This is a genomic window from Brucella pecoris (assembly GCF_006376675.1).
Classification (GTDB): Bacteria; Pseudomonadota; Alphaproteobacteria; order Rhizobiales; family Rhizobiaceae; genus Brucella; species Brucella pecoris.
Window position 1 is genome coordinate 52,324 of sequence record NZ_VEWK01000003.1, and the last position, 12,485, is coordinate 64,808.

Genomic DNA, 12,485 nt, shown 5'->3' on the forward strand with positions numbered 1-12,485 from the left:
GATCGCACTTCGCTAGACCCGCAGCGTTCACATGAAAGTCAGCGCCTTGCGTTTTTTGTCTTCATATTTGCGACAATCAATTGGGGTGCCAAGTTCAAACTGCTGAAAGCTTGCATCAATTTTATGGCAGCAGGCCGAATTCAGCTGTCCTTACCGTCTTTTCGACCGATTGTCCGCTTCTCTGCGAGAATGTTCTTGCCAAGACGTGCCAGTGCTGCGCGAAGCGCGTCATCTTCGATACCGTCCGTGGCCTTGTCGATGCGGCGTTCTTCGGCAGGCCCAAGCGGCGCCAGCCTCTTTATCCGACGCTTGGCTGGAATGACTGGTGGCTTCTGTTCGATGCGAATGCGCCCGACTGCGGAGAAGCCGAGAAAGCCATTAATACGACTGATAATTTCCCCTGTTTCATGCTGGACTTGCAAGGCAGCGAAGCCTTCGCAGGCGATAATCAGCGTTGCTGGTGAAAACGGATCGTCCTCATGCAGACGGCGCGGCCAGATAATGCGCAGCGGACGTGACGTTGCACCGATGGCAGGCCCGACAATATCTTCCCACGACTGAAGCAAGGCGAGATTGATACCGGCACGCTTTTGCAGCATCGGGTCCACCAGACCCGAAGCCATGTCTGCCAGCGGCCTGAAGCCGCGTCTGGATGTTGGTTCGCTCATCGCGCTCCATTATAGCCGCGAAACCACTCGACAAACAAAGGAATCCCCTGATCGAGTGTCGTTTTCGGGCTAAAGCCAAGATCGCCAGCAGCAAGCGTGATGTCGGCATAGGTGCGCGGCACGTCGGCGGCTGGCATAGGTTCCAGCTTACGGATTGCCTCCTTGCCCGTCGCTTTCTCGATTGCAGCAATGAAATCGTTCAGCATTACGGGCCGGTTGTTGCCAAGATTATAAACAGGTGCGGTATCTTCCGGCTTGTCGAGTATGCGCCGTACCGCACCGACTACACCGCTGACGATATCGTCCACGAAGGTGAAGTCCCGCTGCATCTCACCATTATTGAACACCCGGATCGGCTCACCCTTGAGGATCGCGGACGTGAACAGCCATGGCGCCATGTCAGGCCGCCCGTAAGGACCGTAGACGGTAAAGAAGCGCAAGCCCGCAGAGTGGAGCTTGTGCACGTGACGGTAGGAGTAGGCCAGTAGTTCGCCCGAACGCTTTGTCGCGGCATAGATCGAGACGGGATGATCGACAGGATCGCTTTCGGAGAAAGGCACCTTTTCATTCGCGCCATAGACCGACGATGAGCTGGCATAAACGACAGGCGGTCGCTTATCCAGTCTCAGCGCGGTTTCGAAGACCGTGACCTGTCCCTGCACATTAGCGGAGATATAGACGGTGGGGTTCTCAATGGAGTATCGCACACCCGCCTGTGCTGCCAGATGCACGATGATATCTGCATCCCGATCAGCGCCGATCGCCGCATTGATCGCTTCTGCATCGGAAATATCCGCCTTTGCGAACCGGAAGCCTTCCCTCATATGAAGTTTGGAGAGCCGGGTTTCTTTCAGGGCAACCGAATAATAGTCATTCACATTGTCTATGCCAATGACCTGCCAGCCTTCATCTAGCAGTCGTTGCGCCGTGTGGAACCCGATAAACCCGGCTGCGCCCGTTACAATGGCTTTCATGCGGCTGATTTCTTTCCAAAAATATACGAGGTGAGACCTGCGCGGCGCGCGGCCATCATTCGCCGCGATGCAGCCGCATTCAGTGCTGCGAGGAAGAACATAGTCGAGGCGATGGTCACCTCGTGCAAAAGCGGATTGTGCAACATTCCGTAGCTGCCGCACACCGCCGCGAAGTAAATCAATGCTCGTCGCATCGCCCAGCTATCGGCTGTACGCCACAGATAGACAAAGATCGAGATAAATGCACACGCCATAAAGATAAGGCCGACAATCCCGTCGTTCAGCAACTCATCAAGAATCGTGTTATGGACATGACGGAAGCCTTCCAACATTGGAGCCTTGTCACCAGCCTCAGCCTTCACGAAATCCATCTTCGAATAGGAGCCGACTCCTGTGAAAGGGTGAGTTTTGATGACATGGGACGCGCTCGTCCACATGACCTCACGGATATCGGCAGACACTTTATCGTTCCAGTTGGAACTGTTGCCGCTGTCATAATATTCCACCATACCCGCGAACCGTTTGGAGATAATATCGCCAACCGGTCCGACAACGACGAGAGCCGCTATTGCTGCGAACAGTATCGCATAAGCCGCTCCCTGTTGCCGGATGCTGAAACGCCTTAGGAAAATAAGAATTTCTATGGCCGCAAATATCGGCAAGACCACAATGACTGCTCGTGTTTCAGAAGTTAAAACCGCAGTGAACCCCAACACCAGCCAATGTGGGCCGTTCGGCAAATATCGGGAGGCATTGCGCAGGGGGACTGCAGCCGAGATCGCCGCCACTGCTGCAACGAATGCAAAGACTGCCTGATTGCCGCCGACACCAATACGGCCGCCATTGGTCACAGCAAGATAAAGCGCGATGACCACGGCAAGCAACGTTCCAACCCGCGCGCCGAGAACATAAGCTCGCAACGGATCGCGAACGAGCACCATCCCCGAACCAGCAAAAGCGAAAATGGCAATTAGCAGAGTATAGCCGATCTGCCGGTTATCGTGGAAGGGCTCGCCTCGAAACAGGATCAAGCCCAACGACCATACAGCATATAAGACGATGAAAAGATAGAATTTTTTAGCGAACATACGTGTCGTCGCGTGACGTCCGCAGGCAAGATAAATGCCGATGCATGAAAAGACGAAAAGTATCAGCGGTCCAAAACCGATGCGAATGGGCATCGCGGCCGACGCTATCCCGAGCACCCAGGAATCTATCCGGCGCCGCAGGAGAAAAGACTTTTTAAAATAACTCAATCTCTGCCCTCTCTTAAGCGTTTCTTATCAAGAGCGTAGGCGATTCGTCGGACATAGTCAGTCGCTCGAAACAGAAGGGTAGTTATCCTTTTGTATACGGGTAAACGCTTCTTGGCGTAGGCAGAACGCCCCTGAGCGATCGTAGAAATCGCAATATCCGAAAACTCGACGACCGGCTTGTCGGTCGTAAAAACCTGATATGCACCAGCCCACCCACGTTCCAATGCAACATCATAAGGCAGTCGCATGGGCCGGAGCGCCTTCAGCATTTTCGACGCGCCTTCCCTGGTTACGACATATGCTGCTGAACTGCCCAGCGGGCCATGCAGACAGCGACCTATGGAAAACTGATCGTCGGCTTTTTGAAACGGGCGAAAGGCAGACGTCCTGTGATTCACGAGTTTAACCGCATCCCAACCCGTCACCTTTGTCAAATACGTCAGGAACGGTTGAAAAGCAGGAGTGAAAACTACGTCATCTTCCACAATGACCGCAAAAGATTCAGGTGCTGCGGCTATCATTTCCAGCACTTGGATATGGCTGAAATAACAACCGATTTCCGCGGGCAGTACAGTTTTACCGTGCCAACGGCGAAAGCCTGCATCATCGAAATCCGTCAGTTCTTCCGGAGACAGCAGTTTTCCCTCAACGGCTTCCACGCGCCTCAGATCGATCGAAAGCGCATCCGCATTGGACTTCAGCCTGTCCCAGCGATCCCGTGACCGCGCAAGATTGATGACATAGACAGGTATAGAATGGTCCACTTATTCTCTTTCCAACCGAGCACATCAGAAGGCCCACAATGAGACTTCTATGCGCTAGGATTTATTATGCACAGCGTTGTTTCTATCAATTGTAAAAATAAGGCATTAATCAGAATGCTGCCCAACTGTTAACCGATGTCCTTCTCATGCTGAATTCTACCAATTCCGATCAATCCACAAAGCTCTTGCGCTGGTATGACCGGCACCATCGCATTCTGCCGTGGCGCGTGAGCCCGTCCGAACAGACCTCCGGCGTCAAGCCCGATCCCTATCGCGTCTGGCTCTCCGAGATTATGCTTCAGCAGACGACGGTGGAAGCGGTCAAGTCCTACTTCATGAAATTCGTAAAACGCTGGCCCACCGTCCAGGCCATGGCAAAGGCGAGTGAAGACGATATTCTGCGTGCATGGGCCGGGCTCGGTTATTATTCGCGTGCACGTAACTTGAAAAAATGTGCCGACGCCGTGGCCTTACGGCACAACGGCAAGTTTCCGGACAATGCCATTGCACTGAAGGAACTGCCGGGCATCGGCGATTACACTTCGGCGGCAATCGCCGCAATCGCGTTTGGCGAGGCGACTGCCGTGGTCGACGGCAATGTGGAGCGTGTAATTTCGCGGCTCTACACAATCGACACGCCCCTGCCCGCTGCAAAAGCTGAAATCCGCGCACTCATGGGTCAAATGACGCCCATCGACAGACCGGGAGACTTTGCTCAGGCCATGATGGATCTGGGCGCAACCATATGCACGCCACGACGGCCAGCCTGTGCGATCTGCCCGCTCAACGATGATTGCTTGGCTCTCAAATCACGCGATCCGGAGGAGTTTCCGGTAAAGGCCCCCAAAGCAGAAAAGCCAATTCGCACCGGGGCGGCATTCATCGCCATTGCGGAGGATGGTTCAATTCTCCTGCGCAAGCGGAAAGGTGAAGGCCTGCTTGCCGGAATGACCGAAGTTCCAGGCAGCCACTGGACGGCGCGTATCGACGGAGATGCAACAATCGCTGCAGCACCGTTCCCGGCACAATGGAACGCTTCCGGTTCAATCACGCATGTTTTTACACATTTCGAACTGAGATTGTCGGTCTATCGCTCCGAGAATGTCAGCAAGAGTGCGTCTACGGATGGATGGTGGTCACAGCCAGACGACCTTTCCGATGAGGCGCTGCCCACCGTCATGAAAAAGGCGATCATCGCCGCCATACCAGAAGCATTCAAACGAGGGAGGAGAAACCATTGAACAGTCCCGTCAAGCATGTCGTCTTCGATATTGGCCGAGTTCTGATCCACTATGATCCTGAACTTGCTTATCTCGATGTCATTCCCGATGCTTCGGAACGGCGGTGGTTTCTGGAAAACATCTGCACCAGCGCATGGAATATCGAACAGGATCGCGGCAGAAGCTGGCAGGAAGCAGAATCACTTCTGATCGATACATATCCCGAGAAACGCGATCATATTCGTGCGTTCCGGCAAAACTGGAACCGCATGGTTCCCCATGCGTACGAGGACAGCGTCGAAATTCTGCGCGGTCTGATCAGCCATGGCAATGACGTCACCATGCTGACGAATTTTGCTTTAGACACTTTCCGAGAAGCACAGATTCGCTTTCCCTTTCTGGCCGAAAGTCGGGGCGTCACCGTATCGGGCGACATTCATATGCTGAAACCTGACCGCGAAATCTACGATCATCACGTTGCATCGTTCGACCTTGATCCCGCGGCAACGCTTTTCATCGATGACACAATGCACAATGTGGATGGCGCCAGACAGGCTGGCTGGCAGGCTGTGCATTTTACGGATGCGGGCAAGTTGGGCGCTGATTTGAAAGCCCTGGGTCTCGCCTTCTAAAGCGTGTCGCATTTATTCAGCCTCATATCCTGCTGCCTTGAAGAAGTTTAGGCATTCGGTGACGGAGAAGAGGCTGATGATGTCACCGAGAGCATAGGAGATGGCATCGAAGCTTCGTGCGGCTCGCTTTCGCAGGAGTGCCTTAAGTTTTGAGAAGGCCATTTCGATGGGATTCAGGTCTGGCGAATAGGACGGCAGGAATAGAAGCCATGCGCCTTCCGCCTTGACCAACGTCACGCCCTTTCGCTATGGCAGCGGTAGAGCGGATCACGGCCTTTTATGCCTAATCATAGACTGGCCTGTCGTCGTCTTTCGTTTCTCGCGAAATCTGTCGATCACCTTTTTAGTAAGCCTTCGACAAAATCGGACCCGAGTGCCTCTCTTAACGCTTCAACTCCGTTTTTGGGTAGTCTAGATAGGCCGCTGACAATACCCTCTTTCCATGCATCACCGCGCTCCCATGCTTCCTCCCAAGCATCGCTTAGTTCAATGCCGTGGCGCGTTTGCACGAGGGCTTCGAAGAGCAAAGCGGCTTGCGTTAGATCTTTGTCAGCTTTCAAACGCCCCAACGTGTCAGTGAGTCTTCGCGACGACACAATCAGCTTGTGTACGGCATACCTCTCGGGAGCAGGAACGAGAACGTTTATGCCTTCGCGGAAAAGTAGCACTGTGCGGATAGGCTCGTAGATCAGGTAATCAAGGAACCGCAGATTCTCCGCCGACGCGCCGCCGAGGGCGGGCATGGGCGACGGCTTGCCAGTGTATTCTTCTGATCCCCGATTTCCGGTCAAGAACTCCACCCGATAGCCTTTGGCGTTCACGAAGGCGACCACCTTAGCCTTATCGGCCTGGTGCGGAATCGCGCGGAATTCAGGGTCGACTGACTGGAGGATTTCGAGGATTGGCGGGAGACTATCTTGGACACCAGCCGATATTGCGAAGTCCTGAGCGAAGTCTGCGTCGCCTGTCTGCAGCGCGGCAGAGGGCAGCCGGACACCGAGCATTCCAGCATAGGTGCTGAATGCCACCGACCCAATCAAGATGGCGCGCAGCCGGAACAACCCAGCATCGGCCAAGGCTTTCGTGACGTCACCAGCGAAGGGATCAGGACCGGGAAGGCCGGCGCGTCGCAGCGTGCTAACCATGCGTCTACGCTCTCGGATGTTGTCCTTGATCTCTTTGTGGGCTCTTACCCGCTTAGCGATGGCTTCGTCGCTCGCGGGGCCGACGTAGCTTCGTTTGTCTTTGCCCTCGGGGGTGGGGAGATCGAAATACCAATAATCGCGATCTTTGACAGTTACGGTCACAAACCATCCTTCTAAAGGAAAGTCTGCTACGAATTGTGCATCCATTGTCCGCTGCGCCAACTCCGCGAACATCGTTCTATAGCTGATGTCGATCTCTTTCATCCTTGGCCTTTTCGAATGAGTTGGTCGTACCGGCGGCGAGTTGAACTATGTCGTTATAAGTTCCTGCCAAAAACCTTATAGCCGATCTTACCGTTAGCAGCGTTATAAGTTCCTGCCAAAACCTTATAACAAGTTGACCGCGAATAAAAGCACAGGAAACGGGCGCAAGATATGGTGCTTGCCTGTATCAGGGCTGTCACAGGCAAAACAGGCTAAAGCGTGTCGCATTTATTCAGCCTCATATCCTGCTGCCTTGAAGAAGTTTAGGCATTCGGTGACGGAGAAGAGGCTGATGATGCCACCGAGAGCATTGGAGATGGCATCGAAGCTTCGCGCGGCGCGCTTTCGCAGGAGTGCCTTGAGTTTTGAGAAGGCCATTTCGATGGGATTCAGGTCTGGCGAATAGGACGGCAGGAATAGAAGCCATGCGCCTTCCGCCTTGACCAACTGTTCCGCCCTTTCGCTTTTGTGGAAGCCGACATTATCGAGGATCACGACGTCACCGGGCGACAGTGTCGGCACAAGCGGTGTCTCACAATCCATTTTTCGAAGATGCGGCTGTTCATCGGAGCGTCGACGATCCATGGCGCGGTCAGGCCATGGCAGCACAGTCCGGCAATGAAGGTCTGCGTCTTCCAGTTCCCGAACGGAACATAGTCGGCAAAGCGACTTCCTTTGGCCGACCATCCGGTGCGTTTTGTCAGGCGCGTATTCGTGGAGGTCTCGTCGATAAAGATGAGCCGCGCCAAGGCTTTGTTGAAGAACCGCTTTCGACGGTTGATCCGCAGGTCACGCGCCTTGGCGATCTCAAGCCTGCGCTGCTCGCTTGCCTTGGGGCTTTTTTATTGCTCAGCCCGAGCCGGTGCAGAAATCGCCCTACCGTGGCACGTTGGACTTCAATGCCGCGCTCCGCGAACGCAACCCACAGTTCGTCCAAAGTCGTTACTCTACGGACAGACATCCGCTCGCGGACCCAATCCCCATGAGCCAAGAGATTCGCACCACCAGGCGGGTGGTCCTGCTTGGCGGCGATCAGAGAACCGGATTACTGATGCAGGATCACCATGTTGTTGACGAACCGAAGCGAACCCCGGAAATGCCGAACGGCTTCACGGTTGCCATGCCCCTCATTCACAAGCGCAACAACACGCTCACGCAACTCTATCGGATGCGGCTAGCCCATGGTGCATCTCCTTCCATGGGCAAAGTGAAGCATACTTCAAGCCAAACTGGAATCATGAATCCGGTTAACGGCGACACGCTTTAGAGCATCCCTGAAATCGGGAACCGGCTTCGGGGTAAAGACATGCGTAAAAACAAACGAATAGAGCATCTCCTACGATTCAATCAAAACAGGAAATGCTCCGTGCCTAAAATAGCGAAGGCGCCCGAAGCCGATGCTTCGAGCGCCTCACTATCAGACTATGCTGGAGGCCGTCCGATATCTAATCGTTTGCGCATCTTATCCGAAAACCGCTTCGCACCTTTCGGGATGTGCTTTAAGCGCCTGCAACTGCCATCTGGTCGCGAATGACCTTGCGCAGGGCATCAATTGGCTTCAGCGCGCCGTTTTCCTCGTAGTGCCAGAAAGTCCATCCATTGCAGGCATCAAAGCCCTGAACCTTTGCACCGATACGATGGATCGAACCCGCTTCACCGTTGGCAGCCAGCGTACCATCGGCGCGAACAATGGCAGCAAAACGGCGACGTTCATCACAAAGCACCGTGCCGGGGCGAAGAAGGCCAGCTTCGAGAACGCTGGTGAACGCCACGCGCGGTTCGGCCCGCTTGCCGGTCATCACCGTCAGTTCGGCTTTGCCGAGCGGTTCAACAGCGTCAATACGGGCCATCGCTGCATCGATATAGCTCTGTTCGCGCTCGATACCGACGAAGTGGCGTCCGAGGCGCTTGGCAACCGCACCCGTCGTTCCAGAACCGAAGAACGGATCAAGAATGACGTCGCCAGGCTTGCTGGATGCCATCATGATGCGGGCAAGCAATGCTTCCGGCTTCTGGGTTGGATGAACCTTGTCGCCATTTTCGTCTTTCAGGCGTTCAGAACCGGTGCAGATCGGGAACAGCCAGTCCGAGCGCATCTGTACGTCGTCATTGGCGGCCTTCATCGCTTCATAATTGAAAGTGTAACCTTTGCCCTTCTGATCGCGCGAAGCCCAGATTAGCGTTTCATGAGCGTTCTGGAAACGACGGCCGCGGAAATTCGGCATCGGGTTCGTCTTGCGCCAGATGACATCGTTCAGGAGCCAGAAGCCGAGATCCTGCAACTGCGAGCCAACCCGGAAGATATTGTGGTAGGAGCCGATGACCCAGATGGTGCCATTCGGCTTCAGGACACGACGGCAGGCCATAAGCCATGCACGCGTGAAGGCATCATAGGCCTGAAAGCTCTCGAACTGATCCCAGTGATCGTCAACTGCGCTGACCATCGAATGGTCGGGGCGATGCAAATCGCCGCCAAGCTGGAGATTATAGGGAGGATCGGCAAAAATAACGTCCACGGAATGATCCGGCAGGCGTTCCAGAGCCGCGACGCAATCACCTTTGATGATGGAATCAAGCCAGGCGGTACGCGGAGCCTCAATGGGCAACTCATGTGCAAGACGTACAAGAGACATGGGATACTCGATTACCTGTGGACGCAAAAAACTTGTCCTTATGGTTACCGGGTAGGGTAAATATGCAGTTAACGCCAAGTGATTGAAATCGTAAATCTTTTCTTAAGCGAGGTGGAAAGTCCGCAGTTCCGGGCTTTTCATGGTCAATTGACCCTCGACATTTTGCCGCCTGTCATCTTAACGCCGCGATCGCTATGCAATTGTAACTTTAACTTCTTGCCCTTGATAAGGCTTGGTTATCCCTTTTTGCCTATAATCGGCAGTCAACTTCTGAATTTGCGTGGCGGGCATGCGCGCCGCCCCGCTTGTCCGGTGTATTTTATGATGAATATCGCTGAACTGCGGCATAACCGGTATTTGCGGGTTCTCTTTGTACCCTTTCGCATGCGTGCACTGGTTCGCGGCAGCGAAATAGGCCTCGTTATCGCCGGCACCGTCATCGGCATCATTTCAGGGCTGATGGTTGCCGCGATTGGCAGCATTTCCCAATGGATGCATCAGGCAATCTTCGCTCTTGAACCCGGTGAGAAACTGAGCTCGGCGGCATCATTGCAACCCAGCGCTTATATCGCGCCGCTCGCGGGCGGCATCTTGATGGGGATCGTGATCTGGGTTCTCGCGCGCTGGCGCAAGCGGCCCATCGTCGACCCTATCGAAGCAAATGCACTTCATGGTGGACGCCTATCGCTGACGGACAGTTTCATTCTCGTCGGACAGAACCTGATTTCGAACGGTTTCGGCGCATCGGTCGGGCTTGAAGCCGCTTATACGCAGCTTGCGAGCGGTTTTGCATCCCGTATCGGTCGGGCACTCAAGCTTCGTCGCGCCGATTTGCGAACGCTGGTCGGCTGCGGCGCTGCGGCAGCTATTGCCAGCGCCTTCAATGCTCCGCTGACTGGCGCATTCTATGCATTCGAACTCATCATCGGCGTCTATTCGATTGCCACGCTGGCGCCTGTCGTCGTGGCGGCGATCGTTGGCGCGCTGGTGACGCAGGCAATTGGCGGAGCGCCCTTTGTCATCGATATCGGTCAGATCAACGACATCACGCCGCGCGACTACGTGCCAGCGCTCGTTCTCGGCTTCTTTTCGGCAGGTATTGCCATCCTCATCATGCGCGGGGTTACCTTTGTTGAGAAGGTCGCTCGACGCAGCGTGGTGCCGAACGTTATGGCGCCAGCAATCGGTGGTGCCGTCGTCGGCATGATCGCTTTCATTTCGCCTCAGGTTCTGGCCTCAGGACATGGGGCGCTGCATCTCGATCTCAATGCAAATATCACTATTCCGGCGCTCCTGCTCCTGATCCTCAGCAAGTCGCTTGCCTCTGCCGTCTCCATCGGCGCAGGTTTTCGCGGCGGTCTGTTCTTCGCATCGCTATTTCTCGGCGCGCTGACGGGCAAGCTGTTTGCCGCCGTGGCCGGAGCAGTGCTGCCTGCCGGCCTGGCACTTGCACCTGAGGTCTATGCCGTTATCGGCATGAGCTCTCTTGCCGTCGCAGTCGTCGGCGGCCCGATGACAATGACCTTTCTTGCACTGGAAATGACCGGTGATTTTCCAATCGCGATGCTCGTTCTTGGAGCCGTCGTCTCGTCCTCGCTGATGGTGCGGAAGACCTTCGGTTACTCCTTCGCGACTTGGCGCTTCCACCTGCGCGGCGAGGCCATCCGGTCCGCCCACGATATCGGCTGGATACGCAATCTGACCGTAAACCGGATGATGCGTCACGATGTGCGAACCGTGCTGATCGATACCGACATCGAAACATTCCGGCACGATTTCCCTCTCGGCTCGACCCAGCGCGTCATCGCAGTCGATGCCGATGGACGCTATGTCGGCATGATCCCGGTTCCAGAGGTCTATGCCGACAGCTTCGACACATCCGACGGCGAACACAGCATCAGCCAGCTTCTCAAATATCAGGACGAGTTCCTGCTGCCCCAGATGAACGCCAAGGAAGCCGTCGCCCGTTTCGACCGGGCAGAAAGCGAAGCTCTGGCCGTGGTAAACAACGCACAGGAGCGTAAGGTGCTCGGTCTTCTCAGTGAAGCGCACACGCTGCGTCGCTACAGCGAAGAACTGGACCGGCGACGCCGTGAAGTTTCCGGCGAGGTCTGAATCCGAACCAACCGCGATTTGACGGCTTCGCCATAAAGGTGTAGCTCAATCGCGGTGTTTCCGGCTGCTGCCGGTGCCCACTCCTCCCAATAAAAGGCTATGATCATGGCGGCACCGTCCCTCATTATTTTCGATTGCGATGGCGTTTTGGTGGATTCCGAAATTATCGCAGCGGAAGTCGAATCCACGCTTCTGACCGAAGCCGGTTATCAGATCGCCGCAGATGAAATGGCTGAACGTTTTGCCGGTCTGACGTGGCAGGATATTCTCCTCACCGTGGAGCGCGAAGCAGGGATTCCGCTTTCGGCATCGCTTCTCGACAAATCCGAAAAGATTCTGGACGAGAAGCTCAAGAACGAAGTTCAGGCGGTTGAGGACATCGTGGAAGTTGTATCGGCGCTGAAGCTGCCGAAGTGCATCTGTTCCAATTCGACCAGCCATCGATTGGAAAGCATGCTGAAGCGTGTCGGTCTTTACGAATTGTTCGCGCCCAATATCTTCTCAGCGAAGGAAGTCGGCACCAAAAAGACCAAGCCTGCTCCAGACGTGTTCCTTTATGCAGCCAAGCAATTCGGCGTCGATCCGAAAGATGTCATCGTGATTGAAGATTCCGCGCATGGCATTCAGGGCGCTCGCGCTGCTGGAATGCGTGTGATCGGCTTTACGGGCGGTGCTCACACCTATCCCGGCCATGCCGACAAGCTGACCGATGCCGGTGCGGAAACCGTCATCCATCGCCACAAAGATTTGCCGAGCGTTATCGAAGCCCTGTCCATCTGGACTGATGCCTGAACGAGATAATCCGACGCCTGGC

Annotated in this window: 13 protein-coding genes and 1 pseudogene; 5 read left to right on the forward strand and 9 right to left on the reverse strand. The window is 55.0% G+C overall.

Annotated features, from left to right (window positions below; translation table 11 throughout):
• Positions 1-140: 140 nt before the first annotated feature.
• The 4 genes from FIB18_RS06785 to FIB18_RS06800 all read right to left on the reverse strand — a co-directional run bounded on the left by FIB18_RS06785 (position 141) and on the right by FIB18_RS06800 (position 3,662).
• Positions 141-668, reverse strand: coding sequence for a DUF721 domain-containing protein (locus tag FIB18_RS06785; RefSeq protein ID WP_140019992.1), 528 nt, complete (start codon positions 666-668; stop codon positions 141-143).
• Positions 665-1,642, reverse strand: a complete 978-nt coding sequence (locus tag FIB18_RS06790; protein ID WP_140019993.1) for an SDR family NAD(P)-dependent oxidoreductase — start codon at positions 1,640-1,642, stop codon at positions 665-667. Before FIB18_RS06790 ends, FIB18_RS06785 begins: the two co-directional genes overlap by 4 nt.
• On the reverse strand, positions 1,639-2,823 hold the full coding sequence (locus tag FIB18_RS06795; protein ID WP_235894851.1) for an O-antigen ligase family protein: 1,185 nt from the start codon (positions 2,821-2,823) through the stop codon (positions 1,639-1,641). Before FIB18_RS06795 ends, FIB18_RS06790 begins: the two co-directional genes overlap by 4 nt.
• Before the next feature lie 71 nt (positions 2,824-2,894).
• On the reverse strand, positions 2,895-3,662 hold the full coding sequence (locus FIB18_RS06800; protein ID WP_140019995.1) for a glycosyltransferase family 25 protein: 768 nt from the start codon (positions 3,660-3,662) through the stop codon (positions 2,895-2,897).
• 146 nt (positions 3,663-3,808) lie between these two features.
• Here FIB18_RS06800 and mutY point away from each other — a divergent pair, with 146 nt between their 5' ends.
• The gene (gene mutY / locus FIB18_RS06805) at positions 3,809-4,903 is read left to right on the forward strand and encodes an A/G-specific adenine glycosylase (RefSeq protein WP_140019996.1); all 1,095 of its coding nucleotides are present in this window, start codon (positions 3,809-3,811) and stop codon (positions 4,901-4,903) included.
• Positions 4,900-5,514 carry an HAD-IA family hydrolase gene (locus FIB18_RS06810; protein WP_109986198.1) on the forward strand — a complete coding sequence of 205 codons (615 nt, stop codon included), beginning with the start codon at positions 4,900-4,902 and terminating at the stop codon, positions 5,512-5,514. The genes mutY and FIB18_RS06810 overlap by 4 nt, the downstream gene beginning before the upstream one ends.
• Positions 5,515-5,526: 12 nt before the next feature.
• On the opposite strand, the pseudogene FIB18_RS06815 reads toward FIB18_RS06810, so the two are convergent.
• From FIB18_RS06815 to FIB18_RS25335, 4 genes and pseudogenes are all read right to left on the reverse strand, one after another.
• A pseudogene (locus FIB18_RS06815) lies at positions 5,527-5,739 on the reverse strand (transposase); the annotation flags it as partial.
• Between the two features lie 110 nt (positions 5,740-5,849).
• A complete protein-coding gene (locus FIB18_RS06820; protein WP_140019997.1) occupies positions 5,850-6,923 on the reverse strand; it encodes a nucleotidyltransferase family protein in 1,074 nt (357 codons plus the stop codon).
• Positions 6,924-7,151: 228 nt separating this feature from the next.
• Complete coding sequence (locus FIB18_RS25165) at positions 7,152-7,508, reverse strand: transposase (RefSeq protein WP_235894852.1); 357 nt, start codon at positions 7,506-7,508, stop codon at positions 7,152-7,154.
• A complete protein-coding gene (locus FIB18_RS25335) occupies positions 7,415-7,672 on the reverse strand; it encodes a transposase (protein WP_268898984.1) in 258 nt (85 codons plus the stop codon). The genes FIB18_RS25165 and FIB18_RS25335 overlap by 94 nt, the downstream gene beginning before the upstream one ends.
• 233 nt (positions 7,673-7,905) lie before the next feature.
• Here FIB18_RS25335 and FIB18_RS25170 point away from each other — a divergent pair, with 233 nt between their 5' ends.
• Positions 7,906-8,190 (forward strand): hypothetical protein, encoded by a 285-nt coding sequence (locus FIB18_RS25170; RefSeq protein ID WP_235894853.1) that lies wholly within the window; start codon positions 7,906-7,908, stop codon positions 8,188-8,190.
• A gap of 232 nt (positions 8,191-8,422) precedes the next feature.
• On the opposite strand, the gene FIB18_RS06830 is transcribed toward FIB18_RS25170, so the two are convergent.
• Positions 8,423-9,556: a site-specific DNA-methyltransferase gene (locus tag FIB18_RS06830; protein WP_109986196.1), complete on the reverse strand. Its 1,134-nt coding sequence runs from the start codon at positions 9,554-9,556 to the stop codon at positions 8,423-8,425.
• Between the two features lie 324 nt (positions 9,557-9,880).
• Here FIB18_RS06830 and FIB18_RS06835 point away from each other — a divergent pair, with 324 nt between their 5' ends.
• A complete protein-coding gene (locus FIB18_RS06835; RefSeq protein ID WP_140020354.1) occupies positions 9,881-11,671 on the forward strand; it encodes a chloride channel protein in 1,791 nt (596 codons plus the stop codon).
• Between the two features lie 105 nt (positions 11,672-11,776).
• Entirely contained in the window at positions 11,777-12,463 is a 687-nt protein-coding gene (locus FIB18_RS06840) for an HAD family hydrolase (protein ID WP_040130235.1), read from the forward strand.
• Positions 12,464-12,485: the final 22 nt, after the last annotated feature.